At 64.0% G+C, this 24,929-nt stretch carries 27 protein-coding genes and 1 tRNA gene; 12 read left to right on the top strand and 16 right to left on the bottom strand.

The window, feature by feature from the left end; all coding sequences use genetic code 11:
- Window positions 1-8 precede the first annotated feature (8 nt).
- On the bottom strand, window positions 9-1,100 hold the full coding sequence (locus CK220_RS23370) for a COX15/CtaA family protein (protein WP_095813796.1): 1,092 nt from the start codon (window positions 1,098-1,100) through the stop codon (window positions 9-11).
- 151 nt (window positions 1,101-1,251) lie between these two features.
- Here CK220_RS23370 and CK220_RS23365 point away from each other — a divergent pair, with 151 nt between their 5' ends.
- The gene (locus CK220_RS23365) at window positions 1,252-1,467 is read left to right on the top strand and encodes a DUF2842 domain-containing protein (RefSeq protein ID WP_067330098.1); all 216 of its coding nucleotides are present in this window, start codon (window positions 1,252-1,254) and stop codon (window positions 1,465-1,467) included.
- Between the two features lie 94 nt (window positions 1,468-1,561).
- The gene (locus CK220_RS23360; RefSeq protein WP_095813795.1) at window positions 1,562-1,966 is read left to right on the top strand and encodes a hypothetical protein; all 405 of its coding nucleotides are present in this window, start codon (window positions 1,562-1,564) and stop codon (window positions 1,964-1,966) included.
- Window positions 1,967-1,978: 12 nt separating this feature from the next.
- Here CK220_RS23360 and CK220_RS23355 read toward each other — a convergent pair whose 3' ends face one another.
- Entirely contained in the window at window positions 1,979-3,037 is a 1,059-nt protein-coding gene (locus CK220_RS23355) for a polysaccharide deacetylase family protein (RefSeq protein WP_095813794.1), read from the bottom strand.
- Window positions 3,038-3,124: 87 nt separating this feature from the next.
- Here CK220_RS23355 and CK220_RS23350 point away from each other — a divergent pair, with 87 nt between their 5' ends.
- Window positions 3,125-4,345 carry a GNAT family N-acetyltransferase gene (locus CK220_RS23350; protein ID WP_095813793.1) on the top strand — a complete coding sequence of 407 codons (1,221 nt, stop codon included), beginning with the start codon at window positions 3,125-3,127 and terminating at the stop codon, window positions 4,343-4,345.
- A 41-nt stretch (window positions 4,346-4,386) separates the two neighbouring features.
- On the opposite strand, the gene CK220_RS23345 is transcribed toward CK220_RS23350, so the two are convergent.
- Window positions 4,387-6,591, bottom strand: a complete 2,205-nt coding sequence (locus tag CK220_RS23345) for an exopolysaccharide transport family protein (RefSeq protein WP_095813792.1) — start codon at window positions 6,589-6,591, stop codon at window positions 4,387-4,389.
- Window positions 6,592-6,854: 263 nt separating this feature from the next.
- On the opposite strand from CK220_RS23345, the gene CK220_RS23340 reads away from it, so the two are divergent.
- The 5 genes from CK220_RS23340 (at window position 6,855) to CK220_RS23320 (ending at window position 11,665) form a co-directional block, all read left to right on the top strand.
- Window positions 6,855-7,418, top strand: a complete 564-nt coding sequence (locus CK220_RS23340; RefSeq protein WP_059184846.1) for a polysaccharide biosynthesis/export family protein — start codon at window positions 6,855-6,857, stop codon at window positions 7,416-7,418.
- An 8-nt stretch (window positions 7,419-7,426) separates the two neighbouring features.
- On the top strand, window positions 7,427-8,557 hold the full coding sequence (locus CK220_RS23335) for a glycosyltransferase family 4 protein (RefSeq protein WP_095813791.1): 1,131 nt from the start codon (window positions 7,427-7,429) through the stop codon (window positions 8,555-8,557).
- A 131-nt stretch (window positions 8,558-8,688) separates the two neighbouring features.
- A complete protein-coding gene (locus CK220_RS23330; RefSeq protein WP_095813790.1) occupies window positions 8,689-10,221 on the top strand; it encodes an undecaprenyl-phosphate glucose phosphotransferase in 1,533 nt (510 codons plus the stop codon).
- A gap of 65 nt (window positions 10,222-10,286) precedes the next feature.
- Entirely contained in the window at window positions 10,287-11,534 is a 1,248-nt protein-coding gene (locus tag CK220_RS23325) for an O-antigen ligase family protein (protein WP_095813872.1), read from the top strand.
- Between the two features lie 54 nt (window positions 11,535-11,588).
- Window positions 11,589-11,665: transfer RNA gene (locus CK220_RS23320), tRNA-Pro, on the top strand.
- 41 nt (window positions 11,666-11,706) lie between these two features.
- Here the strand turns inward: CK220_RS23320 and CK220_RS23315 are convergent.
- Both CK220_RS23315 and CK220_RS23310 read right to left on the bottom strand, forming a co-directional pair.
- Window positions 11,707-12,165: a YbaK/EbsC family protein gene (locus CK220_RS23315; protein WP_095813789.1), complete on the bottom strand. Its 459-nt coding sequence runs from the start codon at window positions 12,163-12,165 to the stop codon at window positions 11,707-11,709.
- A 172-nt stretch (window positions 12,166-12,337) separates the two neighbouring features.
- The gene (locus tag CK220_RS23310) at window positions 12,338-12,604 is read right to left on the bottom strand and encodes a helix-turn-helix transcriptional regulator (RefSeq protein ID WP_095813788.1); all 267 of its coding nucleotides are present in this window, start codon (window positions 12,602-12,604) and stop codon (window positions 12,338-12,340) included.
- 304 nt (window positions 12,605-12,908) lie between these two features.
- Between CK220_RS23310 and CK220_RS23305 the strand changes: the two genes are divergently transcribed.
- The 3 genes from CK220_RS23305 to CK220_RS23295 all read left to right on the top strand — a co-directional run bounded on the left by CK220_RS23305 (window position 12,909) and on the right by CK220_RS23295 (window position 14,594).
- On the top strand, window positions 12,909-13,508 hold the full coding sequence (locus tag CK220_RS23305) for a hypothetical protein (protein ID WP_095813787.1): 600 nt from the start codon (window positions 12,909-12,911) through the stop codon (window positions 13,506-13,508).
- Between the two features lie 229 nt (window positions 13,509-13,737).
- Window positions 13,738-13,929 (top strand): hypothetical protein, encoded by a 192-nt coding sequence (locus CK220_RS31575; protein ID WP_082954114.1) that lies wholly within the window; start codon window positions 13,738-13,740, stop codon window positions 13,927-13,929.
- A 404-nt stretch (window positions 13,930-14,333) separates the two neighbouring features.
- Window positions 14,334-14,594, top strand: a complete 261-nt coding sequence (locus CK220_RS23295; RefSeq protein WP_245429359.1) for a hypothetical protein — start codon at window positions 14,334-14,336, stop codon at window positions 14,592-14,594.
- A gap of 100 nt (window positions 14,595-14,694) precedes the next feature.
- Here CK220_RS23295 and CK220_RS23290 read toward each other — a convergent pair whose 3' ends face one another.
- The 7 genes from CK220_RS23290 to CK220_RS23260 all read right to left on the bottom strand — a co-directional run bounded on the left by CK220_RS23290 (window position 14,695) and on the right by CK220_RS23260 (window position 19,476).
- Window positions 14,695-14,997 carry a DUF883 family protein gene (locus CK220_RS23290; protein ID WP_095813785.1) on the bottom strand — a complete coding sequence of 101 codons (303 nt, stop codon included), beginning with the start codon at window positions 14,995-14,997 and terminating at the stop codon, window positions 14,695-14,697.
- 103 nt (window positions 14,998-15,100) lie between these two features.
- Window positions 15,101-15,640, bottom strand: coding sequence for a MerR family transcriptional regulator (locus CK220_RS23285; RefSeq protein WP_067000781.1), 540 nt, complete (start codon window positions 15,638-15,640; stop codon window positions 15,101-15,103).
- 125 nt (window positions 15,641-15,765) lie between these two features.
- Window positions 15,766-16,089: an integration host factor subunit alpha gene (locus tag CK220_RS23280; RefSeq protein WP_067000778.1), complete on the bottom strand. Its 324-nt coding sequence runs from the start codon at window positions 16,087-16,089 to the stop codon at window positions 15,766-15,768.
- A gap of 102 nt (window positions 16,090-16,191) precedes the next feature.
- Complete coding sequence (locus tag CK220_RS23275; RefSeq protein ID WP_095813784.1) at window positions 16,192-17,163, bottom strand: beta-ketoacyl-ACP synthase III; 972 nt, start codon at window positions 17,161-17,163, stop codon at window positions 16,192-16,194.
- A gap of 9 nt (window positions 17,164-17,172) precedes the next feature.
- Entirely contained in the window at window positions 17,173-18,243 is a 1,071-nt protein-coding gene (plsX, locus tag CK220_RS23270; protein WP_095813783.1) for a phosphate acyltransferase PlsX, read from the bottom strand.
- Between the two features lie 130 nt (window positions 18,244-18,373).
- Window positions 18,374-18,922: a DUF177 domain-containing protein gene (locus CK220_RS23265; RefSeq protein WP_095813782.1), complete on the bottom strand. Its 549-nt coding sequence runs from the start codon at window positions 18,920-18,922 to the stop codon at window positions 18,374-18,376.
- A gap of 11 nt (window positions 18,923-18,933) precedes the next feature.
- Entirely contained in the window at window positions 18,934-19,476 is a 543-nt protein-coding gene (locus tag CK220_RS23260; protein ID WP_095813781.1) for a ubiquinol-cytochrome C chaperone family protein, read from the bottom strand.
- A 117-nt stretch (window positions 19,477-19,593) separates the two neighbouring features.
- Between CK220_RS23260 and CK220_RS23255 the strand changes: the two genes are divergently transcribed.
- Entirely contained in the window at window positions 19,594-20,109 is a 516-nt protein-coding gene (locus CK220_RS23255) for an outer membrane protein assembly factor BamE (RefSeq protein WP_095813780.1), read from the top strand.
- 142 nt (window positions 20,110-20,251) lie between these two features.
- On the opposite strand, the gene CK220_RS23250 is transcribed toward CK220_RS23255, so the two are convergent.
- The 4 genes from CK220_RS23250 to ribH all read right to left on the bottom strand — a co-directional run bounded on the left by CK220_RS23250 (window position 20,252) and on the right by ribH (window position 24,896).
- Window positions 20,252-22,393 carry a sodium-translocating pyrophosphatase gene (locus CK220_RS23250; protein ID WP_095813779.1) on the bottom strand — a complete coding sequence of 714 codons (2,142 nt, stop codon included), beginning with the start codon at window positions 22,391-22,393 and terminating at the stop codon, window positions 20,252-20,254.
- Window positions 22,394-22,693: 300 nt separating this feature from the next.
- Entirely contained in the window at window positions 22,694-23,914 is a 1,221-nt protein-coding gene (locus CK220_RS23245; RefSeq protein WP_095813778.1) for an MFS transporter, read from the bottom strand.
- Window positions 23,911-24,405 carry a transcription antitermination factor NusB gene (gene nusB, locus CK220_RS23240; protein ID WP_095813777.1) on the bottom strand — a complete coding sequence of 165 codons (495 nt, stop codon included), beginning with the start codon at window positions 24,403-24,405 and terminating at the stop codon, window positions 23,911-23,913. The genes CK220_RS23245 and nusB overlap by 4 nt, the downstream gene beginning before the upstream one ends.
- Window positions 24,402-24,896, bottom strand: a complete 495-nt coding sequence (gene ribH, locus CK220_RS23235; protein ID WP_095813776.1) for a 6,7-dimethyl-8-ribityllumazine synthase — start codon at window positions 24,894-24,896, stop codon at window positions 24,402-24,404. The genes nusB and ribH overlap by 4 nt, the downstream gene beginning before the upstream one ends.
- Between the last annotated feature and the right edge of the window lie 33 nt (window positions 24,897-24,929).

Here is a 24,929-nt window from a genome sequence, read left to right as displayed (position 1 = left end):
GGCGCGCCTCAGCCTCTGACGGCGATCTCGGTCGGCAGCGGATAGGCACCCTTGGTTCCGCGCCAGTGCGCGGCGGCGAAGCCGAGCACGATCAGCGCGACGCCTTGATGGGTCAGCGCCATATGCAGCGGCACCTGCATCAAAAGCGTGCCGATGCCGATCGAGGCCTGCGCCAACACCAGCAGGAACAGCAGCGCGGCGCGGCGGGCATGCGTCGTGCCGGGCTGACGCCGCCATGTGGCGATCATGTGCCAGAGCGCCACCACAAAAAGCGTGTAAGCGCCGAGCCGGTGCACGAACTGCACCGTCTTCGGGTTCTCGAAGAAATTCAGCCAGGCGGGTTTCAAGAGCAGGAGATCGGCCGGGATCACCTTGCCGTCCATCAGCGGCCAGGTGTTGTAGGAGAGGCCGGCGTGGAGGCCGGCAACCAGCCCGCCGAGATAGATCTGGATCAGTGCCAAGAGCACGATCACACCGGCAAGCCGCTGGGTCGAGCGGTCGGCGGCCGGCTCGGAGTGCGGCGCCAATCCTCGCGCGACAACCATGGTGGCGGTGAAGATTAGCGCCGCTAGCGTCAGATGCGTCGCCAGCCGGTACTGGCTGACCGAGACACGGTCGACCAGACCCGAGGCCACCATCCACCAGCCGATGGCGCCCTGCAAGCCGCCGAGCAGCAGGATGCCTAGAAGCTTCGGCCCGAGGCCGCGTTCGATGCGCCGCGTCGCCCAGAAGAACAGCAGCGGCAAGGCGAAGACCGCGCCGGCGCTGCGGGCGAGGATGCGGTGCACCCATTCCCACCAGAAGAGCGACTTGAACGCATCTATGCTCATGCCCTTGTTGAGCTCTGTATATTGGGGGATCTGCTGGTAGCGCTGGAACTCTTCCTGCCATTCGGCATCGTTGAGCGGCGGGATCACGCCGTGGATCGGCTGCCATTCGGTGATCGAAAGCCCGGAACCGGTGAGCCGGGTGGCTCCGCCGACCAGCACCAGCGCGGCCAGCACGATCAGCACGAAATAGAGCCAGCCGCGCACCAGCGCGCGGTTGTGGAGATCGCGATCGCGGGCGGCGTATCGGGCCGTGGTGGTGATGGCGGCCATGGGGTTCCCCGGCAGTTGAAATGGCGGGATTGGTGGACCATGGCCGCCCGGCTGGCAAGACCGGACAGCGCGGCACGCCGTCGCGCCGGCCTGCGGCGGTTGCGCCCGCTCCCCAATCGGCCTAAGCGAGGCGGGTCAACGGGACCGCGACATGCCCATTCGCCTGAAAAAGCTGATCGGAACCATCCTGCTGGTGGCGCTGGTCGTTATCTACGCGCTGATCGCCTCGGCCATCGCGGTCACCAGGCTCGCCGAATACGGCTCCTTGGCGCATTTCCTGTTCTTCCTGCTCAGCGGCCTGCTCTGGGTGCTGCCGGCGATGGGCATCATCAAATGGCTGATCCTGGAGCCGCCTCAGAAGGGCTGAGTGCGGCCGCGCCAAACGCTAACGTGATTCATGCGTGATTGCGCATTGGGACTAGCTTGCCGGGCTTGATCGCTTGGCAGGGAGGGCTTGCGTCATGCTAAAAGCATCGTTCGCGGGATTGATCCTGATAATCGCCTGCATGGCGGCCTCGATGGCAGCCGCCGAAACCATCAACGTGTCAGACGACCATGGCGGCAGCGTCGCCGCGTACAGCCAGCGCTGGAAGGGGCTCGCCGCGCGTGACGTCAATGTCCGCATCGTCGGCAAATGCCAGTCGGCCTGCACGGTGCTGCTCGGCTACATTCCCCGCAACCGCATCTGCGTGATGCCTGCGGCAAGCTTCGGCTTCCATCTGGTCCACCGCACCGACATGACCGCCGTTTTGTGGAATGCCTATGCTGCCGACATCCGAGGCTGGATCAACGCGCATGGCGGGCTTGCGTCGCAGTTCAAATGGATGAGCGCGCCGGACACCTACCGCTATTTCCACAAATGCTGACGCCCCTTCGGGCTAAATGGTGACGACCATCTTGCCGGCGTTGGCGAGCGGCGTCGTCACACCCGACAACATCGTGCGAATATGGGCGACGCTCTGGTAGCGGCCATTGACGGAGATGCGCGGGAGCGCATGCAGGAAACCGGCATGCTCGGCGCGCAATACGCCATGCCGGGTCGTCACCGCCGAGACATAGCCGGCCTCACGGGCGAACCCGACCTCGCGGCAGCCCACCGCGCTGGCATAGCCATAGGGGTAAGCGAAATGGCGCGGCCCGGCGCCCAGCCGTTCCATGAGGATACGGCGGACGTCGCCGATCTCGTGACGCGCTTCCGCCTCGGACAACCGCTTGAGGTTGCGGTGGTTGACGGTGTGCGCGCCGATCGTCACCAGCGGATGGGCGGCCACCTTGCGAATCTCGTCCCAGTTCATCAGGGTGCCGGGGCGGCCGGTGCCGAGCTCGATGCCGTTGGAGCGCGCCAGTTCACGCAGCGCGGCGCCCTGCTCTTCCTCCGGGACCTCTAGGGTCAACCACGCGTTCAGCCGTGCAATGGTCTGAATCTTTCGGCCGGGTGTCGAGCAATCGACGACCGTCGATCCTCTCGGGGTCTTCAGCGTCAGGTGCGAGCCGGTGTCGACGATATCCTCGACGAGGTCCCACCACAGGTCGACGGCACCGTCGATCAGGCCCGGCGCGACATAGATGGTGATCGGCGCACCGTGCTTCTCCAATACGGGCAGCGCCTCCGTCATGTTGTCGCGATAGGCATCGTCGGCGGTGATGGTGGCGAACTGGGCGCATTTGCCGCCCGCCCCGATGCGTTCGATCGCTTCATCAAGGCTAACAAAGGCATAGCCCCTTCCCTTCATGTCGGCGATCAGCTTGTCGAGGAAGGCAGGGGCGATGTTCAGATGGCGATTGACGCTGTTCGGCTTCTCGGGCGTGGCGGTCACGCGATGCAACATCAAGATGGCACCGATACCGCCGACAAACGGCTTCGCCAGCGGAGCGAGACCGGTGTAGCGGGCAACGTTCAACGCCAGCTTCCGGATTGCCTCGGCCCCGTCGATCATTCATTCACCTTTTGCGCCTAGGCTCATCCAAGGACTTGCGCCTACGCGAACCCCAGGTTGCAACCAATACGTCTTAAGGATTGAGGGATGGTTGACGCCGCCGCGTCATTTGACGGCAATCGGGTCGCCGCCAACGAAACGCCGGCGCGTGCGCCTGCCTCGATACAAGGCAGAATAACGGCGGCGGTGAGCGACGGCACCGGTCTTGCGGACTATGCGCAATTCTGCACTTCGGCGCTGTTTGCTCCGGCGCAGAGCGCGTCCTGGGTGCGCAACTGGGCGGCCGAAACCAAGGCCGATATGGCGGTCGCCGCGCTTAATGTCGACGGTCGACCGGCTCTTTCCCTGGCGCTGGAAGTGGTCCGAAACGGCCCGTTCCGCATCGCTCGTTTCGCCGGCGGACGTCATGCCAACGGCAATTTCCCCGCAACCGATCCGCGGCTTTTGTCCGCCATCGACCGCCACGCAATCCGCTCCCTGCTCTCCGCAGTCGCCAGCGCACGGCCCGACATCGACCTCGTTTCGCTGGAGCGGCTGCTGCCCGATCTCGACGGCGCCGCCAACCCGCTCGCCGCGTTGCCCAATTTTCCGAGCCCGAACCTTGCGTTGGCGGTCGATCTCGCTGGCGGCTTCGACGCGCTGCTCAGCCGCGCGAGCGGCAAGCGGAAGCGCAAGAAGCATCGCTCGCAGACGCGCAAGTTCGAGGCCGTCGGCAGCTTCCGCCGCATCGAGGCGCGAAGCCGCGAGGAGGTCGACAGCTTGCTCGACGCTTTCTTCGACATGAAGCAGGCGCGCTTCGCCAAGATGGGCATCGCCAATGTGTTCGGCGATAAAGACGTGCGCGCCTTCTTCCGGGCACTGTTTGCCGACGCGCTTGCCGAGCAGGAGCCATCTTTCCTGCTGCACGGGCTCGAGGTAGCGGGAAAACTTCGCGCCGTTACCGGCTCCAGCCGCTCAGGCAAGCGCCTCATCTGCGAGTTCGGCGCGATCGCCGAGGATGATCTCGCCTTTACCAGCCCCGGCGACTTCCTGTTCTTCGACAACATGCAGGAAGCCTGCGAGCAAGGCTTCGACGTCTACGATTTCTCGGTCGGCGACGAGCCCTACAAGCGGCTCTGGTGCGACATCGAGGTCCGGCATTTCGAGGTGCTGATGCCGCTGACGCTGAAAGGTCGCGTGCTAGCCACAGGTTTACGGCAAGGCGCGCGGGCGAAGGCCTTCATCAAGAACAATCCGACGGTCTGGACACTGACCAAGATCTTGCGCCGGAAGGCTGCCGGACAGGCCACCCCTATGGACGACGCCTGACCGTCGTCGTCAACCCGAGAATAAATCCAGCCGATATCTGCTCAGGCCGCCGATCGGCGTCCGGGCAATGGATCTCCCGGTTCACGGCCAACCGGCGTAACCAGCGTGACATCCGGATAGCCGTTCTCGATCAGCTTGACCGCCGCCTGCGTCACCTCGTCATCGGCTTCAAGCATCGACAGGAACACTTCCGTACCATCGCCGACCAGACGGCCGATGCCCTGTGCGTCGGCAGGGCCGCATTCGACAACGACGAGGTCGTAAGCCGTGGTCAGCGACTGCATGATGATCGGAAGCCGGTCGGCGGCGCGCATGGCGCGGACCGGATCGGCGGTGCCGACCGGAATGACATGCGCGTCCGAATAGAGATCGGGATGGATGACGTCGCTAAACTGCGCTTCGGAGGCCAGCAGATTGGTGATGCCGGGGAACAGTCCGCTGTCCAGCATCGGGCGCGAGGCGGCGCCCGAGGCGGTTAGATCGAGCAGGAGCACCCGCAGGCCCGCATCCGACACTTCGCGCGCCACCAGCACGGCGGTGGCGGCGGCCTCGTCGCCTTCCGGGGAGACAAAGATGGCGCGCGCGGCGCCCGAGGCAATCAGCTTTTCCGCCGCCTTCTCGACATCGATCTCGCCAAGCCTCGGCTGCCACGACCGAGGCGCTTCGGGCCGTGCCGGCTCTGGTGGGTCTACCGGCTCGGTAGGCGCTGCCTCCATGATGGCGCCCTGCCCGATCCGCTCGTCAGCGACCGACTCGTCGCCATCTTCGTCCTCGGCATCGGCGAGCGCCGGTTCGGTGCGCGCCACCGGCATCGCCACCTGTTCGATCGGCTCGAATCGGGCGCCGGCGGCCGGACGCATGGCACGGCCAGAGAACAATTCCCTCAGAAGCGTGCTGATCGCCATCAAAAGCAGCGACGCGGCGGCGGCGGCACCAGTGATCGGCCCGATCTTCGGGAAATACGGTTCGGTCGGCACCTGTGCTTTCGAAAGCAGACGGGCGTCCACCGGCAGATAGTTGCGGTCGGCGCGCGAAGCCGCCTCGCGATAGCTTGCCATATAGGATTCGAGTTGCTGGCGCTGGGCATTGGCGTCACGCTGCAGCGCATCGAGCTCCACCTGCTGCTCGCCGGCGCGGGCCGAAGCGGCTTTCAGCGTGTTGACCTCCTGGACCAGCTGGTCCTCACGAGCCTTGGCGGTCTGCGCCTGAGTCGCCAATCCCTTCAGGATCTTCTGTGCCTCGTTGCGGATCTGGCCGTTGAGATCGGCAAGCTGCGACTTCAGCGCCCGGATGCGAGGATGGTTGTCGAGCAGCGTCGTCGACAGATCGGCAATATTGGTCCTGAGTTCCACCTGCCGCTCGAGCAGGCGCTGGATCAACTCGGAAGACAGAACTTCCGGCACGCTGTCGAGCGTGCCGCCGTTCTGCAGCGCTTTGCGCACGCTGTCGGCGGTCGCCTCGGCGGCGGCGCGATTGGCGCGCACCCGTGAAAGCTCGCTCGACAGTTCGGAGAGCTGCTGGGTCGCGAGCACCGAATTGTTGCCGCCCATCAACAGGTCGGATTGCGCGCGATAGGCGGCAACCTTGGCTTCGGCATCCTTCACCCGATTCTGCAGATCGGTGATTTCCGGGCCAAGGAAGCCTGTGGCGGCGGTGTTCGATTCCATCTTCGCACTGCCCTTTGAGGCAAGGTAGGCCTGCGCAATGGCGTCCGCGACCTGGGCGGCGAGCTTTGGATCCTTCGAGGAGAACTCAACGGCAATAACGCGGGATTTTTCAACGCCGTAGACGTTGAGCTTATCGTGCATTGCCTTGAGCACGCGCTCTTCCGGCGGGATGTCGAAGGGATCGCTCTTCAGGCCGACAAGCACGAGGGCGCGACTGAGCGCCGACATCTTCAGCGCTTCGTCGAATTCCGGCAATTTTTCCAGATTGAGGTCCGAGGCAACCTTCTTGAGGATATCGGGGGACGATATGATCTGGACCTCGGTGGCCACCGCCTCCTCGTCGGATGCAGGCTTGTCGTCGTTGGTTGTGCCGGCCGGCCGCGTAAAGACCGATTCGCGCGGCCCGATCTCCAGCTTCGCCACCGCCTTATATTGCGGCGTCGCCAGCCAGGCGAAGGCAAAGGCCAGTGCGGTTACGACAAGCGTGACGAGAAGAATACGCAGCCAATTCCTCGCCAGGCTGGCGAAGAGCTGTCTCAGGTCGACATCGACATCTGCGGCCGCGGACTGAACGGACATGCATCCTGCTCCGGAACTTTGAGTCGAGGATGGACCGTAAACAACTATGGTAACTCAGCCGTTAAGATCAGGATGCGCACTTATTAGAATGCACTCAAAGAACATTAGGCGAAAGCAATAGAACAATTGGGTTTTTTGCCGACCATCTCCGCTTCCGGGCGACGTCCTTTACCGCCCATTAACCCTAACAGGATGATAACGGGCGCACTTCCTGGGGTGGCCGCCTCACCGGTGGCGAGAGCGACGAAGGTTCGTGTCCGATCATGAAAAGCACTGCTCATCTCTTTCGCGCCATGCTTGCCTTGTCGCTGCTTACCGGGTGTTCCAGCTACCGGCCGACGCCCGCCGCCTTTCATGAAGTGCTCGACCAGCCTTACAGACTCGGCGCCGGGGACCGCATCCGCGTCACTGTGTTCGAGCAGGACGGGCTGACCAACACCTACAGCGTCGACCAGTCCGGCTACATTTCCTTCCCGCTGGTTGGGGCCGTTCCGGCGCGGGGCCACACCGCCCAGCAGCTTGAAAAGGAAATCGCCGATAAATTGCGCCAGGGATATCTGCGCGATCCAGACGTCTCGGTCGAGATCGACCGGTACCGGCCGATCTTCGTCATGGGCGAAGTCGGCGCTGCGGGCCAGTATTCCTATGTGCCGGGATTGACCGTGCAGAAGGCGATCGCGATCGCCGGAGGCTTCACGCCGCGCGCCAACCAGGAAAGCGTCGACATCACCCGCGATATCAACGGCAAGGTCATGACCGGCAGGGTGCAGACATCAGATCCGCTGCTGCCCGGCGACACCGTCTACGTCCGCGAACGCCTGTTCTGAAAACCAACGTGGCGGCTCACCTCCGGATCGTCCATTGCTTCCGCTCACCTGTCGGGGGAATCTTCCGGCATGTGCGCGACCTGACCGAGGCGCAGGTCGCCGCCGGCCATTCCGTGGGCATCGTCTGCGATTCGACGACGGGCGGCGACTATGAGGAGCGGCTGTTCGGAGCGATGAAAGAGCGCCTGGCGCTCGGCATCCATCGCACGCCGATGCAGCGTCATATCGGACCGGGCGACATCGCCGCGGCCTGGCGCACCTATCGGATCATCAAGGAATTGCGGCCGGACGTGCTGCACGGGCATGGCGCCAAGGGTGGCGCCTATGCCCGTCTGTTCGGCTCACTGTTGCGGGTTTCAAGGTCTCGCGTGGCCCGCCTTTATTCGCCGCATGGCGGCTCGCTGCACTATGACGAAACGACAGCCACCGGAAAGCTGTTCTTCGCGCTGGAGCGCTTCATGGCCCGCTTCAGCGACTGCCTTCTGTTCGTTTCCGATTATGAGCGGAAAACCTATCGCCGGAAGGTCGGCGAGCCGCCCATCCCCAACAGGCTTGTCTATAACGGCCTGCGGGCCGTCGAGTTCGAACCGGTGGCGCCGGCGGCCGATGCCGCCGATCTCATATACATCGGCATGATGCGCGATCTCAAAGGCCCGGACATCTTCATCGATGCGCTGGCGCGGGCCGGCAGGGAGCTCGGCCGCCGGTTAAGCGCGGTGATGGTCGGCGCCGGCGACGACCTGCCACGCTACCACGCTCAGGTGGAGCGACTCGGACTGAAGGGCCATGTCCGCTTCCTGCCGCCGATGCCGGCCAGAGAAGCCTTCGCCCTGGCCGAGCTGATCGTCGTCCCGTCCCGCGCGGAAGCAATGCCCTATATCGTGCTCGAGGCGCTGGCAGCCGGCATGCCGATGATTGCCACCGCCGTGGGCGGCATTCCCGAGATCTTCGGCGAAGACTCCCCTGCCCTGATCCGGCCCGATGCTCGCCAACTTGCCGACAGGCTCAGAACGGCTCTCGACGATCGCGGCGCCTACCGCAAGCTGATGCCGCAAAACCCCGAGTTGAAGGCGCGATTCGGGGCCGACGTGATGGCGGCCGAGATCGAGAAAGCTTACTTCGCCGCGCTAAAGCTTTAGAATCTACTAATCTAGCAATACGGGCGAAAAGTCGCCGCAAGCAACAACACGCATTCAAAGCCACCTGTTGTTTCAAGGCTTTCTTAGCTCTCTTTTGCTATTCACTCGCGCGAAGCTCGCGGACAATCCCCATGAACGAGATCGACCCCGCGCACCGCTTTTCCATGGAGGCGGTGCGCAAATTCGACGGCCCGGCCGAAGGTCAAGTGCCCGGCATCAATGACGTGGCGCGACAGGTCGCCTCGCAGTACCGGCGCGATACGATGTCGCCGATCATGGTCAGCGGCGTGCTGCGCATGGTCGAATTCGCCGTGCTCTTCCTGTCAGGCATTTGCCTCTATTTCTACTATGTCGGCTTTTTCAACTATCTCGCCTGGCAATATCCGCTGACGATCGCGGCAGCTTCGTTCCTGGCGGTGGTGCTGCTCGACGTCAGCGACAGCTACCAGATCGCGGCGCTGATGCGCCCCCTCGCCAATTTCGGCCGCGTCCTGCTCGTCTGGGCCGGCACCTTCGCGCTGATGGCTCTCACGGCCTTCGCCATGAAGGCCTCGGAGGACTATTCGCGCCTCCTGTTCGGCAGTTGGTTCGTGGTCGGATTCGTGCTGATCTTCGGGCTCAGACTGGTGATGTCCAGGCTGATCAGGCGCTGGGCGCGCGACGGGCGCATGGAGCGCCGCGCGGTCATCGTCGGCGGCGGCAAGTCGGCCGAAATGCTGATCCGCTCGGTCGAGAAGCAGCCCTATAACGATATACGCATCTGCGGCATCTTCGACGATCGCGGCGACAAGCGTTCGCCGCCGATCGTCGCCGGCTACCCGAAGCTCGGCACCATTTCCGAACTGATCGAGTTCGCCCGCATCGCCCGCATCGACATGCTGATCGTGTCGCTGCCGCTGACGGCCGAATCGCGCGTGCTGCAGCTTCTGAAGAAGCTCTGGGTTCTGCCGGTCGACATCCGGCTCTCGGCGCATTCCAACGCGCTGCAGTTCCGCCCGCGCGCCTATTCCTACATCGGCTCGGTGCCGATGCTCGACATCTTCGACAAGCCGATCAACGACTGGGACTCGGTCGCCAAGCGCAGCTTCGACATCATCTTCTCGCTGGTCGGCATCATCGTCTTCTCGCCGGTGATGCTCGCCACCGCGATCGCCATCAAGCTCGACAGCAAGGGTCCGGTGCTGTTCAAGCAGAAGCGGCACGGCTTCAACAACGAGGTCATCGAGGTCTACAAGTTCCGGTCGATGTATACGGACAGGTCGGACCCGACCGCCAAGCAGACGGTGACCAAGAACGACCCGCGCGTCACCCACGTCGGCCGCTTCATCCGCAAGACCTCGATCGACGAGCTGCCGCAGTTCTTCAACTCGCTGTTCGGCTCGCTGTCGCTGGTCGGGCCGCGCCCACACGCGATCGCCGCCCAATCGCACAACCTGCTCTACAACGAGGTGGTCGACGGCTATTTCGCCCGCCACAAGGTCAAGCCGGGCGTCACCGGCTGGGCGCAGATCAATGGCTGGCGCGGCGAGATGGACACCAATGAAAAGATCCGCATGCGCACCGAATACGATCTCTACTACATCGAGAACTGGTCGATGCTGTTCGACCTGCGCATCCTGTTCCTGACGCCCGTCCGCCTGCTCAACACGGAAAACGCCTATTGAGCGCCATCACGCAGGAGTTGTCGGCCGGCGCGGTCAACCAGTTGCCGCCTCAGGCGGTCAACCAGTTGCCGCCTCAGGCGGTCAACGCAAAACTGATCGCGCTCATTTCGTCGGCCGCTATCGTCGTCGGCATCCTGCTTTCCGGCTTCGTCATCAGCGAGCCGGCACCCTACGAGCTCTACATGGCCGGGCTGATCGCCGTCTGGGCGCTGTTTGGCCTCAGAATATCGCGAGCGATATTGCCGCTGCTGGTGCTTTTGGTGGCGATGAATATCGGCGGCATGATCGCGATGACGCAGATGGCGGAACTCGCCAACACACCGCTCTATCTCGCGGTCTCGCTGTTTCTCGCCTTCAGCGCGGTCTTCTTCGCCTCGGTGACATCGGTCCAGCCTGACCTCTACCGACTGATCTTCATCGCCTATGTGGTGTCGGCCGTCGCGACCTCGCTGCTCGGCATCGCCGGCTACTTCCATGCCTTTCCGGGCGCGGAGATGTTCACCAAATACGACCGCGCCGCCGGCGCCTTTCAGGATCCGAACGTGTTCGGTCCGTTCCTGGTGCTGCCCGGCACCTACCTGCTCCACCTGCTGCTCACCGGCCCGGTGTCGCGCATGCCGCTTTTGGCGGTGCCGCTATTGATCATCACAGCCGGCATCTTCTTCTCCTTCTCGCGCGGCGCCTGGGGCATGTTCGCGGTGTCGGCGGTGCTGCTCACCGCATGCCTCTTCCTGCAGAGCGCCAGCGGCATGTTCCGCCTGCGAGTCGTGGTGATGACGATCGCCGCGCTCGCACTGCTGATCATCGCCGTCCTCGTCATCCTGCAGCTGCCCGGCGTGTCGGATATGTTCACCCAGCGCGCGCATCTCGAGCAGAGCTACGATACCGCGCGTCTCGGCCGCTTCGCCCGCTATACGATCGGCTTCCAGTTGGCGCTGGAGCACCCGTTCGGCATCGGCCCGCTGGTCTTCGGCACGATCTACGGCGAAGACACGCACGACATCTGGCTGAAGGCGCTGATGGACTATGGCTGGCTGGGCTTCGTCTCGTTCCTGACGCTGACGCTGTGGACGATCTGCGCCGGCTTCCGCATCCTCCTGCGCGCTCGCCCTTGGCAGCCCTATCTGCTTTGCGCCTACGTCGCCTATCTCGGCAATATCGGGCTCGGCACCTTCATCGACATCGACCACTGGCGCCATCTCTATCTGCTGCTCGGGCTGATCTGGGGCGCAATCGCGCTGGAATACCGACACCAGAGGGAATTGCGGCCGGCGCGAGCCCTTCCCGCTGCGGCACTATCATCGGCGAAATAGCCGCCGAATTCGGTTGACCCGCACGGGGTTATCACGATACATCGCCACCCGGTCCGGAGTGTAGCGCAGCCCGGTAGCGCACTTGACTGGGGGTCAAGGGGTCGTCGGTTCGAATCCGGCCACTCCGACCATTTCGCCTTGAGACTTGGCCTCCAGAAGTCCCCTCCAATCCCTACTGGCACACGTCGACCCATTTGGCGTCGACAAGTTCGGCCATCCGCTGCGGCGCAATCCGCACCGCCGCGTTGGTCGCGCCGGCGGCCGGCACGACCTCGTCGAAGGCCCGCAGGGTCATATCGCAAAAGACCGGCAGCGGCGCCGGCAGGCCGAAGGGGCAGACGCCGCCCGGCGGATGGCTGGTCGCGGCAAGCACCTGCTCGCCATCGAGCATGCGCGGCTTGCCGCCGAGCGTGTCCTTGCATTTGCGGTTGTCGAGCCTGGCAGTGCCGCTGGTCACGACCAGCATAGTTTGGTCGCCGACGCGTAGGCAGATCGTCTTGGCGATCTGCGCCGGCAGCACGCCATGGGCGTCGGCCGCCAGGGCCACCGTCGCCGAGCTCGCTTCGGTGACCAGCACCTCGATGTCGGGTGCATGTTCGGCAAAGAAGGCGCGGACCGATTCCAAGCTCATGAGCGAAACCTCAATCAGGCATGTGGCCAGTCTATGCCGCCGAATCGTGGCAGCGGCCGGGATTGCCACATGGCGCGCTGGCAGTTGGCAAGGGCCAGGGGACAATGGAAGGCGCAAAAAAGCCCGCCAGGGCGGGCCATGGCGGGCGTTTTTCGCGGACGCTTCGGCGTCTCTATTGCTGTGTGGGCCGATTCTCTTCGGTCGGCATCATGATCAATTCCTCTTCCGGCACTTGCAGCGCGGAGGCGATACGCCTGAGCTTGGCGGGGTCGGCATCCTTGCCGTCCTCGATGTCGACGATCTCGCCCACGGCCAGGCCGCAGGTCAAGGAAAGTTCCTCGATCGTATATCCCCTCGTTTCGCGGACGGCTTTCAGCGGATTGAGGCCGGACGCGGCAATGATGTCGTTAGAAACAGCGTTTCTTGCGGTGTTGGGCATGGCAACTCCTTGGGATGAAACAACACAGATGAAATGTGGCGTTGCCTGAGACGGGCGGGAGAATGGCCGTTAACGGATGATTTGCCAAGAGGCCGTTTTGGCCGTCACGCCTTCGTGACCGTGTTATCGGCTGGGGGCCGAAGCCGCAGGCCACCGACATGTAAGGTGGCGCGAGGCCCAATCAAGATCTTTTGAAGCGCTGAAGGCCGCACCCGCCGGCATTTTGCCCACTCCGGTTCGTTAGCTCTCTGTCGCTGGCCGGAAGGCGGGCGACGCCAGCCCCTTTTGAAGAGGATCGGATTCCATGAAACTGAAGCTATTCGCTATCGTATTCGGCACGATTTCAGGCCTTGCGGGCGCCGCGCAGGCGGACACCATGCGCGTGCGCGGCACAGTGGTCGACCTCGCCGGTACGACGCTGACCGTGAAAGCTCGCGACGGCAAGAGCGATACGATCATCCTTTCTCCGGACTGGATGATCTCAGGGGTCGCCAAGGCGTCCGCCGCCGATATCAAACAGGGCGATTTCCTCGGCATCGCATCGGTCTCCAAAGCCGACGGCGGCAGCGGCGCGCTGGAAGTCGTGATCTTCCCGGCGGCGTTAAAGGGAACCGGAGAAGGCGACCGCGATTGGGATTTGCAGCCCAATAGCCGAATGACCAACGGCACTGTCGCCGACGTGACCGAGGTCAGCGGCAGGACGGTGACGCTCACCTACAGCAATGGCCAGAAGAAGGAGATCGCGATCCCGCAATCGACGCCGATCGTGAAATTCGCGCCCGCCACGCCGGCGGATCTCAAGCCAGGCATGACGGTGTTCGTCAGCGCCGAGCGCGGCAGCGACGGCAAGCTCGTTTCGCGCCGGGTAGTGGTCGGCAATCATGGCGTCGCGCCGCCGATGTGAGGCGCGCGACTGACGCATCGGCTCGAAAAGCATGATAGCCGAGCCGTCCTTGCGCGTCCGCAAGGGCCCGCGGCGCGATCGTGGTTCAGCCAGAAACAATCCAGAAACAAAAATCTACAGTCCGGAAAAATTGTCGAAAAAATCCAGGAGGATAGTGCCGATCGCGAGGCTTGGGTCACCGATTTGGTCCGGTGAACTCCGGAACGCCCGCGTAAAAGGAAACGAAATCATGAAGAAGTCCCTCCTCTCCGCGCTCGGGCTGGCTCTGGCCCTGGCGTTCACCATGCCGATCCTCGGCACGACCAGCGCCGATGCGGCCCCGGTGGTAAAGCACCACCACCACAAGCATCATCGCCGGCACCATCACCACCACCACCATCATCATCACCACCATAAGAAGGTGGTTGAGAAGAAGGCCTGATCCCTTCCCACTTGCCGATGGGAAGACAGGCCTTCATTGTATTGATCGCGCAGGTCTTCCCATCGGAATTTTTCGCTTCGGTGGGCCATGCCTCTCCTTCGGGCACCCGCTGTCCCACTGATGAGCGCGCAGCCGCATTCGATCCTTTTCAGGCGCTCCCGACCTCTCGCCTTCATCAGACTGGCCCCAACGAGGCGTTAGGGCTGGCAGACGCGGCACCTACGGCAAGCAACCTGAACGCTGACATCTTCAAAGCAATACCCGCCACGCGAGAAAAATCGCGCGGGACGTGAACCTTTCCATCGGAGGCCGCACCAAGCGGTCATGGGCGCCACGAAGGCGCTCCTCAACCGGACCGGGACGCCAGAAAGCGATCCCAGCAACCAATGGAAGGAAATGCTCACATGACCAACTTCAAGCGCATCTCGCTCGCCGCCGCCGTCGTCGTCTCGACTTTCGGCTCGGTTTCCGCGCCAGCCTTTGCCGGCACCCATCCGACCGGTGACGGCGGCGCGGTCTGCAAAGGCTCCGGCTCCTGTCTGGTGCTGCAGCTCGACTGCAAGGGCACCTACACCGACGCCACCGATAAGAACGGCACCGTCTACGGCAAGTGCAGCCAGGTTATGAAGGTCGATCCGAAGAGCCGGATCAAGCTCGCCAACTGATCGAAGCCGAAGCCCATTCCTTCCCGATTTGATCCGGATGGGCTCTCTTGCTGACGGAAAATGGCGGCCGGCGCGAATGGTCGCCATTTCTGTTTCGCAATCAGCGCCGGCTGATCAGAAGGCCGGCAAGCAGGCCGACCACGACCAGCCCGACTGCGGCCACGGTGGCCGGATGGTCGCGCGCGGTATGCTCGAGCGCCCTGCCCCGGCGCCTGATTGCCGGCAGCGCCTCGTGAAAGCGGTCGGCGAGCTGCGAATAATAGTCGGACGCCGCCTCGCGGCCGTCCTCGTAATAGGTGTCGCCGCGTTTGGCCAAGGCTTTCCTGACATCATCCAGTTGGCGCGAGAGCGCCGCGACCTGCCTGTCCAGATCGAGATCGGAAAGGGTCGAAAACCATGCCATGCCTGATGTCCTTCTTTGCAGAGAAGGGCTAACGCATGGATGCGACAGCAGTTCCGGCTGTCAGGGACGCCGGCCGTTCGAACGCGGGAGCGGCAACCGCAGCTCAACGCACCTGGTCGAGCAGGCGCTTGCACTCCAAAAGGTCGAAGAGCGCCTCCTGCAGCAAGGCCCGGTTGTCGCGCGACAATTTCGAGGAGTCCGGCTGCACGGGACCTTCGTCGTCGCCCTTGCCGAGACCGAAGAAACGGCGGCTGGGCTTCACCTTGGGCTGACCGACCAGCGCATCCTCGTCGCCGCGCGGCTGGGCAGCCGCGGTCAGCGGCACCTGCTCGGCCTGGCGGCGTTGCGCGATCGCCTCGACGGCTGCCATGTCGCCATTGCCGATCGCAACCAGGAAATGGTTGCCGTTCTCGCGCAACAGCTTCTGCACGCCTTTGATCGTATAGCCCTGATCATAGAGCATGTGCCGGATGCCCTTGATCAGCTCAACGTCCTGCGGCCGGTAGTAACGGCGGCCGCCACCACGCTTCATCGGCTTGATCTGGTTGAAACGCGTTTCCCAGAAACGCAGCACGTGCTGCGGCAGGTCGAGATCTTCCGCGACTTCGCTGATGGTGCGGAAAGCATCGGGGCTCTTGTCCATGGGCGAATCCTCACGCTGGTCCGCAATCCGGAGTTGATCCGAATCGTACCTTATTTCAGCGGTTTATGAAGCGTAATTCAAGCCCAGCGTCAAAGGAGCCGCGGTTTTCAACCGGCATTCGAGGCCTACTTGACGCCCTTGGCCTTGCTGTTCTGGTGCGAACGCAAGATGCGGTTCTTCAGCACGTTCGAGGATTTGAAGGTCATCACGCGGCGCGGCAGGATCGGCACTTCCTCGCCGGTTTTGGGATTGCGGCCGATGCGCTCGTTCTTGGAGCGGACATGGAAAGTCGCAAAGGAAGAGAGCTTCACCGTCTCGCCACGAACGATGGCTTCGCAAATCTCATCCAGGACGGCCTCGACCAGCTCGGCCGATTCAGTTCGCGATAAACCAACCTTGCGGTAAACGGCTTCGGCTAGGTCGGCACGCGTCAGTGTCTTTCCCCCCATGCGACCGTCCCATCAGCTCAAAAACATAAATCGATACAGGCAGCGGCAGAGCCTAAGTAATTGATCCGGCAAGGTCAAGGACCGAACCCCCGCGTTCGGCACTTACCAGCGGAGCAACACCGCGCCCCAGGTAAAACCCCCGCCCATCGCCTCGAGCAGAACAAGGTCGCCCTTCTTGATGCGGCCGTCGGCGACGGCCACCGACAAAGCGAGCGGCACGGAGGCAGCCGAGGTATTACCGTGCAAATCGACGGTGACCACGACTTTCTCTTCGGCTATCCCGAGCTTCTTGGCGGAAGCGTCAATGATCCGTTTATTGGCCTGATGCGGCACGAACCAATCGAGGTCTTCCGCGGTGATGCCGGCCTCGGCGAAAGTTGCCTCGATGACGTCGGTGATCATGCCGACCGCGTGCTTGAACACCTCGCGGCCTTCCATCCTGAGATGGCCGACCGTTCCGGTGGTGGACGGCCCGCCGTCGACGAAGAGTTTTTCCTTGTGGACGCCGTCCGAGCGCAGGCTGGCGGCCAGCACACCGCGATCGGCGATGCCGCCCGTCCCGTCCTGCGCTTCCAGCACAACGGCGCCAGCGCCGTCGCCGAAAAGCACGCAGGTCGAGCGGTCGCTCCAGTCGAGGATGCGCGAGAAGGTTTCGGAGCCGATCACCAGCGCGCGTTTTGCCAACCCGCCGCGGATATAGAGATCGGCCGTGGCGACGGCATAGACGAAGCCGGAACACACGGCCTGCATGTCGAAGGCAAAGCCGTGACGCATGCCGAGCCGGTTCTGGATCTCAACAGCGGTCGCGGGAAAAGTATTGTTGGGCGTCGACGTCGCCAGCACGATCAGATCGATATCGGCAGGCGTCAGGCCGCCGCTGTCGAGCGCGGCGCGCGCCGCCGCCTCGCCCAGCGAGGCCGTCGTCTCGTCGTCGGCCGCGACGTGGCGCTGCCGGATGCCGGTGCGCTGAACGATCCACTCGTCGGAGGTCTCGACCATGCCTTCGAAATCGGCATTCTTCATGATGCGGCGGGGCAGCGCGGCACCGTTGCCGCGCACGACTGATCTGATCAAGGTTCGTTCCTATTCCTCGGCGTCGACGACGACGCCGGATTTCCTGTTTGCCTGGGCAGTCGGATTGCGCGCATGAAACAGATCGAGATCGGCCTCGATCCGGTCAAGCAGATTGTTGCGCACCATGTCGTAGCCGAGCTCGATCGCCGCCGCAAAGCCATCCGAATCGGCACCGCCATGGCTCTTCACCACAATGCCGTTCAGGCCCAGGAAGACGCCGCCATTGGAGCGGCCGACATCCATCTTCTCGCGCAGCCGGTCGAAGGCGCCTTTGGCAAAGACGTAACCGATCCTGGCCATCAGCGTGCGGCTCATGGCGGCCCGCAAATAGCCGGCGATCTGCCTTGCCGTGCCCTCGGCGGTCTTCAGCGCGATGTTGCCGGCAAAGCCTTCGGTGACGACCACGTCGACCGTGCCCTTGCCGATATCGTCGCCCTCGACGAAGCCGCGATAGTTCATCGAGGCCATGTTGGCCTCGCGCAGCATGCGCCCGGCCTCCTTGACCTCCTCCTGGCCCTTGATCTCCTCGACGCCGACATTGAGCAGGCCGACGCTCGGCCGCTCGATGCCGAACACCGAACGCGCCATTCCGGTGCCGAGGATGGCGAAGTCGACGAGCTGATGCGCATCCGCGCCGATGGTGGCGCCGACGTCGAGCACCACGCTCTCGCCGCGCGTCGTCGGCCAAAGCGCTGCGATCGCCGGGCGGTCGATGGTGGCCATGGTGCGCAGGCAGAATTTCGACATCGCCATCAGCGCGCCGGTGTTGCCGGCTGAGATGCAGGCCTGCGCGGCGCCGTTCTTCACCGCCTCGACCGCCTTCCACATCGACGATTTCCAGCGGCCATGGCGCAGCGCCTGGCTCGGCTTGTCGTCCATCCTGACAGCGATCTCGCAATGGACGAACTCGCTCACCTCGGCGAGCTTGGGGAACTTGGCCAGTTCGGGGCGCACGGCGTCCTCGCTGCCATAGATGACGAAACGGATGTCAGGGCGGCGGATGGCGACCGTCATCAGCGCGGGGATGACGACGCCTGGTCCGTGATCCCCGCCCATGGCATCGATGGAAATCCTGATCACGCGGTGTTTTTCTCACGGTTTGCCTGGCTAGCGGCGGGCGCCTGCCGAGGTAAGGGGGCTCGCGAAGGTTCGGCGAAAATAGCGGTTTTGGGCTGCCGCACAACCAACTTTTCCAAAATCCAGGCCGCGTTCAGGATTTTCCGAGCAGCGAACGCAGCTTTTTCTGGAATTCGCTTTCCTCGGGCTGATCGTCACCCGCAGCCTCGAGCGAGGCGCCGGGCTTGCGCGGATAAGGGTCGATCGCGAGGCCGAAAAACTGCTCGGCGAGCGCCCCGACATCGATGGTGTCGCCGGAAAAAGTCTCCGGGCTGTCGGGCCCGTCGGCGTCGAGGACGATCTCGCCGCCGCCGTCGAAGCCTTCGCGCCCGAGTTTCGACTGCTCCGGCAAGAACAGCGCCTCGACAGGCTCGTCGATGTGAGCCGCGACCGGCTCGAGGGTGACAATACAGGCCTGGGTGATGTCGGCTTCGACACGGCCGCTGACCTTTACACCGTTGCGTTTCCAGGACGCCACCAAGAGCTCGGCTCGGTAGCTCTCGACGGAAAGCAGGTCATATTCGGCGGCAAGTGCTGCGCGCTGCCGTTCGTCGGCCTCGATCGCGACCGGCAAACCCTTCTGCGGCAGGCGGGCGACATTGGCGACAAAGGATACGGGGCTCTGCGGTTCGGCGTGCTTCATTCTCGCCTCCTTCAGGTGGCTCCGGCGGCCGGGAACGCAACGGTTCCGGCCATGATCGATTCGGTCGGCTGAGCGGCAAGCTGCCCGGACGCCGCGCAAACATAGCTCGCCAGCAGCGACGCCTCAGACCATTCGCCGGCATCGGGCCTGACATTGCGGGCGAGCGCCGCGGCAAGCGCCGCGCCGTCGTCGTCCCGCAAGGCCTCGTCGTAAGCCGCGGTGCGGCCATAGAACATCTTTGCCAGCTTCTTCATGCGCTTCGGCACGCCGACATCGCTGATGCCGAGTTCCCTCAGCGAATGGTCGACATCGAGGAAGAACTCGTCGATCAGCACCTGAGCGACCTCGGCCGCGGCCCCGCCCTCCCCGCGCAGCCGGCGCTGGATCAGGTACATATGCAGCGACAGCATCTCGAAGCGGCCAAGCGGCGTATCCGGCACATTCCAGTCGGAATAAAACACCGTTTGCCGCGCCGCCGCCACGATTTGTGCGTAGAGCGCCTCGGTGATGGCGCGGTTGGCGTGACGTTCGCGACCAAAAAGGCGCTGGAACATTGAGGGTGGTCTCCCGGGGACCTTTTGTTTGATTTGGCCTTGTTGCATCGGCATGCAAGCTGGTTTACCGGTTTTGCGGCCCAGCGCAAGCTGCGGGGATGTGATGGAGAATTGTTGTTGGGTGCGCTGAAATTCAAGTCGTTTTTCATGCCTGTGCCGGCGGGCGTGGCCTCTCTGCTGGTGGCGGTATCCGCGCTTTCCGCCTGCAATTCGTCCAAGATGTTCGGTGATCTGCATCCGAGCGAGACGCTGACGAAAGGCTACGTCATCGACCAGGCGGCGATCGACTCGGTGCCGGTCGGATCGAGTCGCGAGCAGGTGCTTCTTGCGCTGGGCACGCCGTCGACGACGGCGACCTTCGACAACGAGGCGTTCTACTACATCTCGCAGACGCGCAAGCGCTACGTCGCATTCGACAACCCGCACATCGTCGACCAGCACGTGCTGGCGGTCTATTTCGGCGCCGACGGCCGCGTCACCCAGATCGCCAATTACGGTCTGAAGGACGGCAAGGTCTTCGACTTCATCTCGAGGACGACGCCGACGGGCGGCAAGGACCAGAACTTCCTCAGCCAGATCATCAACGGCGCCAGCAAGCTGGCGCCCGGCATCCCGGGCGGCGGCACGCCCTGAGTTCGCTGTCAGCGACGTCCACGGACCAAGACCCGCCGAATCGCTTCGGCGGGTTTTTTGTTACGCCGAAACCGCTAAGTCGAAAAACAAAACCCGCGGGATCGCTCCCGCGGGCTCACTTGGTCCAGAAAGAACGCCTGGCTCAGCCGTGAGCGAGCACGGCCAGGAGCAGCAGCGCAACGATGTTGGTGATCTTGATCGCCGGGTTGACGGCCGGGCCGGCAGTGTCCTTGTAGGGGTCGCCGACGGTGTCGCCGGTGACTGAGGCCTTATGCGCCTCGGAGCCCTTCAGGTGCTTGACGCCGTCCTTGTCGGTAAAGCCGTCCTCGAACGACTTCTTGGCGTTGTCCCAGGCGCCGCCGCCGGAGGTCATCGAGACGGCGACGAAGAGGCCGTTGACGATGACGCCGAGCAGCGAGGCGCCAAGGGCCGCAAAGGCCGAGGCCTTCGAGCCCGAGATCAGGAGCACGCCGAAATAGACGACGAGCGGCGCCAGCACCGGCAGCAGCGACGGGATGATCATTTCCCGGATCGCTGCCCGGGTCAGCAGGTCGACGGCGCGCGCATAGTTCGGTTTCGAGGTTCCGGCCATGATGCCCTTGTCCTCGCGGAACTGCTTGCGCACCTCCTCGACGATCGAGCCCGCCGCGCGGCCGACGGCCGTCATGGCGATGCCGCCGAACAGATACGGAATCAGGCCGCCGAAGATCAGGCCGGCAACGACATACGGGTTGGAGAGGTCGAAGGAGATCTCGCCCATGCCCTGGAAGTAAGGGTATTTGTCGCCATTGGCGGCAAAGAACCTGAGGTCGTTCGAATAGGCCGCGAACAGCACCAGCGCGCCGAGGCCGGCGGAGCCGATGGCATAGCCCTTGGTCACGGCCTTGGTGGTGTTGCCGACCGCGTCGAGCGCGTCGGTGGAGTGGCGCACTTCCTTGGGCAGGCCCGACATTTCGGCGATGCCGCCGGCATTGTCGGTGACCGGGCCGAAGGCGTCGAGCGCCACGATCATGCCGGCGAGCCCGAGCATGGTGGTAACGGCGATTGCCGTTCCGAAGAGACCGCCAAGCTGGTAGGTGGCGATGATGCCGCCGACGATGACGATGGCCGGAAGCGCCGTCGATTCCAGCGAGACGGCGAGGCCCTGGATGACATTGGTGCCGTGGCCGGTAACCGACGCCTGGGCGATCGAATTCACCGGGCGCTTGTTGGTGCCGGTGTAGTATTCGGTGATCACCACGATGAGGCCGGTCACCAGAAGACCGATCAGACCGCAGATGAACAGGTTCTTGCCGGTGATGGCGATCCCGGCGACGGTGCCGACCTCACCCCAACCGAGCGTCGCCGAAGTGGCGACGGCCAGGCCCACGATCGACAGCAGGCCGGTGACGATCAGGCCCTTGTAGAGGGCGCCCATGATCGAGCCGTTGGAGCCCAGCTTGACGAAGAAGGTGCCGACGATCGAGGTCAGGATGCAGGCGCCGCAGATGGCGAGCGGATAGAGCATCGCTGCGCCCAAGACTGCGGTGCCGCCAAAGAAGATGGCGGCCAGAACCATGGTGGCGACGACCGTCACCGCATAGGTCTCGAACAGGTCGGCGGCCATGCCGGCGCAGTCGCCGACATTGTCGCCGACATTGTCGGCGATGGTGGCCGGATTGCGCGGATCGTCCTCCGGAATGCCGGCTTCCACCTTGCCGACGAGGTCGCCGCCGACGTCGGCGCCCTTGGTGAAGATGCCGCCGCCGAGACGGGCGAAGATCGAGATCAGCGAGGCGCCGAAGCCGAGCGAGACCAGCGCGTCGATAACGACGCGGTCGTTGGGCTGCAGGCCCATCGGGCCGGTCAGGATGAGGTAGTAGATCGAGACGCCGAGCAGCGCCAGGCCCGCCACCAGCAGGCCGGTGATGGCGCCGGACTTGAAGGCGATGTCGAGGCCGGCGGCGAGGCTGTTGGAAGCGGCCTGCGCGGTGCGGACATTGGCGCGCACCGAGACATGCATGCCGATGAAGCCGGCAGCGCCCGAAAGCACCGCGCCGATCAGGAAGCCGATCGCGGAAGTGATGGAGAGCAGCCACCAGGCGAGAAGAAGCACGACGATGCCGACGACGGCGATGGTCGTGTACTGGCGCGCCAGATAGGCCTGGGCGCCTTCGCGAATGGCGGCGGAGATTTCCTGCATGCGCTGGTTGCCCTGATCGGCCGCAAGCACCGATCGTGTCGCCCAGATGGCGTACAGGACTGACAACAAGCCGCAGGCGATGACGGCGGTAATGATGGTCATTGCCGGATTTTCCTCGATTGATGGCCCAGAAGAACCCCTCCCTGGGCCGTTGGGACGGAGATGAACGCCGCACGCGGAATCCACCCCTTGGCTAGGGTGTATGCGAAACAGGGCTCGGAACGTCAAGATATTGTTCGGTTTTTGCCCGGCTTTCGCCAGAAAGACGATTGCCGCGGCTCACCGGCAGCGGCCGCCGTGCATTCAGATCGACTGCGCGGCGGCACGGCGATCGATGCCGCTAGATTCGCTGCCGGTGCCATCCGGCGCGCTGCGCAGCGCTCGATGCAAACAGCGGTAATGTCAGTTGGCGCGGCGCAAGCCCGGCAGCTTCAAGGTGCCGAGCGCCAGGAAACAGAGCACAACGACCGGGAACACGATCCAGTTCAGCATGGTCCAGCCCCAGGCATTGTAGACCGCGCCCGACATCAGCGAAGCGAAGGCGACGGAGCCGAACAGGACGAAATCGTGGAAGCCCTGCACCTTGCCTTTTTCGGACGGATGGTAGCTCGCCGCGACCATGGCGGTCGCGCCGATGAAACCGAAATTCCAACCGAGGCCGAGCAGGATCAGCGCCGTCCAGAACTGCCATAGCGCAAGGCCTGAGAGCGCCACCACTGCGCAGCCGACGAGCAGCACCAGGCCGATGGCGACGATGCGCTCGGCGCCGAAGCGATGGATCAGCGAACCGGTGAAGAAGCTCGGCCCGAACATCGCCATAACGTGCCAGGAGATGCCAAGCGTCGCATCGTCGGTTGAAAGACCGCAGCCGACCATGGCGAGCGGCGCGCCGGTCATGACGAAGCTCATCAGCGCATAGCTGCCGACGGCACAAAACAGCGCCGCGACGAAACGCGGTTGGGTTGCGATCTCGGCCAGCGGACGTGCGTCGCTTGCGGCGGCTTCGGTGGCGCTGCTCGTCCGCCTGGACGTATGCAGGAACGAAAGGATAATCGCACCTATGGCGGCCAGCACCAGGATCGAGGCGAAGGATCCGGCAAACATCACCGGCGCCAGAAGCTCGCGGGTGTAGATGACGATCTGAGGGCCGAGGATGGCGGTGACGATGCCGCCAGCCAGCACGAAGGAAATGGCGCGCGCCTTGAATTGCGGCGGCGCGTTGTCGGCGGCGGCGAAGCGGAACTGCTGCACGAAGGCGCCGCCGACACCGATCACGCCCAGGCCAAAGGCGAACAGCCAGAAGCTCGCCTGAAAGAGCGCGAGCGTCGCGATCAGGCCGCCGAGGGCGGTGACGATGGTGCCGGTCATGAAGCCGCCGCGATGGCCGAGCCGGCGGATGATGCCGGCCGCCGGCAGGGCGCCGAGCGCAACGCCGAGGTTGAAGCCGGTGACCGGCGCCGTCGCAAGCGATTTGTCGGGGCCGAGCAGGTACTGGCCGGCAAGCGCGCCGAGCGAAATGGCGATCGGCGCGGCGGAGCCGACGATCGCCTGCGCGGCCGCGAGAAGCACTGCCGTGCGTCGGGCCTCCCTGCCGGCGTCAGCGACGACTGCCGTGGCGGTCACGATGCATCCTTGCCGCGGCCCTCGCCACGCACCCGGCGCGAGACACGGTCGAGCAGGGCGTTGACCAGCTTCGGCTCGTCCTCCTCGTAGAAGGCCTTGGCGATGTCGACATATTCCGACACGATCACGGCCACCGGCACGTCCTCGCGCTTCATCAGCTCATAGACGCCGGCGCGCAGGATGGCGCGCAGCGTCGAGTCCAGCCGCGACAGCGGCCAGTCGTCGGTCAGCGCCTGGCGGATGATCGGATCGATGGTCTTCTGGTTCTCGACGACACCGGTCAGGATGGCGCGGAACCATTGCGCGTCGGCTTCGCGATAGAGCGCGCCGTCGACTTCCTTGCCGAGGCGGAAGGCCTCGTATTCGGCGGTGATCTCGAAAACACCGCTGCCGGCCACGTCCATCTGATAGAGCGCCTGGACGGCGGCAAGACGGGCGGCACCGCGCTTGTTGGCGTGGCGCACCGCACCGGTCTCGGCAGGATCGCTCACGATTGGGCTCCGAATTTCTCTTTGAGCGCGATCATGGTCAGCGCCGCGCGGGCGGCAAAACCGCCCTTGTCGCCTTCGGTGCGCTTGGCCCGCATCCAGGCCTGGGCGTCGTTCTCGGTGGTCAGGATGCCGTTGCCGATGCAGACCGCTTCCTGCACGGAGAGGTCCATCAGCGCACGGCTCGATTCATTGGCGACGATATCGAAATGATAGGTGTCGCCACGGATGATGGTGCCGAGCGCGACGAAGCCGTCATAATGTACGCCGCCCTCGCCGGCACCGTCCAGCGCGAAGGTGATGACGGCCGGTATTTCGAGCGAGCCAGGAACAGTCACGACGTCATAAGTGGCGCCGGCCTCGTCCAGCGCGCTGGTCGCGCCTTCGAGCAGCGCGTCGGCGAGGTCGTCGTGGAAACGCGCCTCGACGATGAGCAGATGCGCCTTCGCCTGCGGACGAATGAACGCTTTGCCGTGTTGGGATATGCCTGCCATAAAAGTCTCCGGGGGGTTGCCGGTGACTTAGGC

The sequence above is a fragment of the Mesorhizobium sp. WSM3860 genome (assembly GCF_002294995.1).
GTDB lineage: Bacteria > Pseudomonadota > Alphaproteobacteria > Rhizobiales > Rhizobiaceae > Mesorhizobium.
This window is presented reverse-complemented; position numbering and strand designations above follow the sequence as displayed.

What these genes read in the sequence shown, in the direction of transcription:
- CK220_RS23370 (WP_095813796.1), bottom strand. Translation starts at nt 1,100, where the DNA reads ATGGCCGCCATCACCACCACGGCCCGATACGCCGCCCGCGATCGCGAT.
- CK220_RS23365 (WP_067330098.1), top strand. Translation starts at nt 1,252, where the DNA reads ATGCCCATTCGCCTGAAAAAGCTGATCGGAACCATCCTGCTGGTGGCG.
- CK220_RS23360 (WP_095813795.1), top strand. Translation starts at nt 1,562, where the DNA reads ATGCTAAAAGCATCGTTCGCGGGATTGATCCTGATAATCGCCTGCATG.
- CK220_RS23355 (WP_095813794.1), bottom strand. Translation starts at nt 3,037, where the DNA reads ATGATCGACGGGGCCGAGGCAATCCGGAAGCTGGCGTTGAACGTTGCC.
- CK220_RS23350 (WP_095813793.1), top strand. Translation starts at nt 3,125, where the DNA reads ATGGTTGACGCCGCCGCGTCATTTGACGGCAATCGGGTCGCCGCCAAC.
- CK220_RS23345 (WP_095813792.1), bottom strand. Translation starts at nt 6,591, where the DNA reads ATGTCCGTTCAGTCCGCGGCCGCAGATGTCGATGTCGACCTGAGACAG.
- CK220_RS23340 (WP_059184846.1), top strand. Translation starts at nt 6,855, where the DNA reads ATGAAAAGCACTGCTCATCTCTTTCGCGCCATGCTTGCCTTGTCGCTG.
- CK220_RS23330 (WP_095813790.1), top strand. Translation starts at nt 8,689, where the DNA reads ATGAACGAGATCGACCCCGCGCACCGCTTTTCCATGGAGGCGGTGCGC.
- CK220_RS23315 (WP_095813789.1), bottom strand. Translation starts at nt 12,165, where the DNA reads ATGAGCTTGGAATCGGTCCGCGCCTTCTTTGCCGAACATGCACCCGAC.
- CK220_RS23310 (WP_095813788.1), bottom strand. Translation starts at nt 12,604, where the DNA reads ATGCCCAACACCGCAAGAAACGCTGTTTCTAACGACATCATTGCCGCG.
- CK220_RS23305 (WP_095813787.1), top strand. Translation starts at nt 12,909, where the DNA reads ATGAAACTGAAGCTATTCGCTATCGTATTCGGCACGATTTCAGGCCTT.
- CK220_RS31575 (WP_082954114.1), top strand. Translation starts at nt 13,738, where the DNA reads ATGAAGAAGTCCCTCCTCTCCGCGCTCGGGCTGGCTCTGGCCCTGGCG.
- CK220_RS23295 (WP_245429359.1), top strand. Translation starts at nt 14,334, where the DNA reads ATGACCAACTTCAAGCGCATCTCGCTCGCCGCCGCCGTCGTCGTCTCG.
- CK220_RS23290 (WP_095813785.1), bottom strand. Translation starts at nt 14,997, where the DNA reads ATGGCATGGTTTTCGACCCTTTCCGATCTCGATCTGGACAGGCAGGTC.
- CK220_RS23285 (WP_067000781.1), bottom strand. Translation starts at nt 15,640, where the DNA reads ATGGACAAGAGCCCCGATGCTTTCCGCACCATCAGCGAAGTCGCGGAA.
- CK220_RS23280 (WP_067000778.1), bottom strand. Translation starts at nt 16,089, where the DNA reads ATGGGGGGAAAGACACTGACGCGTGCCGACCTAGCCGAAGCCGTTTAC.
- CK220_RS23265 (WP_095813782.1), bottom strand. Translation starts at nt 18,922, where the DNA reads ATGAAGCACGCCGAACCGCAGAGCCCCGTATCCTTTGTCGCCAATGTC.
- CK220_RS23260 (WP_095813781.1), bottom strand. Translation starts at nt 19,476, where the DNA reads ATGTTCCAGCGCCTTTTTGGTCGCGAACGTCACGCCAACCGCGCCATC.
- CK220_RS23250 (WP_095813779.1), bottom strand. Translation starts at nt 22,393, where the DNA reads ATGACCATCATTACCGCCGTCATCGCCTGCGGCTTGTTGTCAGTCCTG.
- ribH (WP_095813776.1), bottom strand. Translation starts at nt 24,896, where the DNA reads ATGGCAGGCATATCCCAACACGGCAAAGCGTTCATTCGTCCGCAGGCG.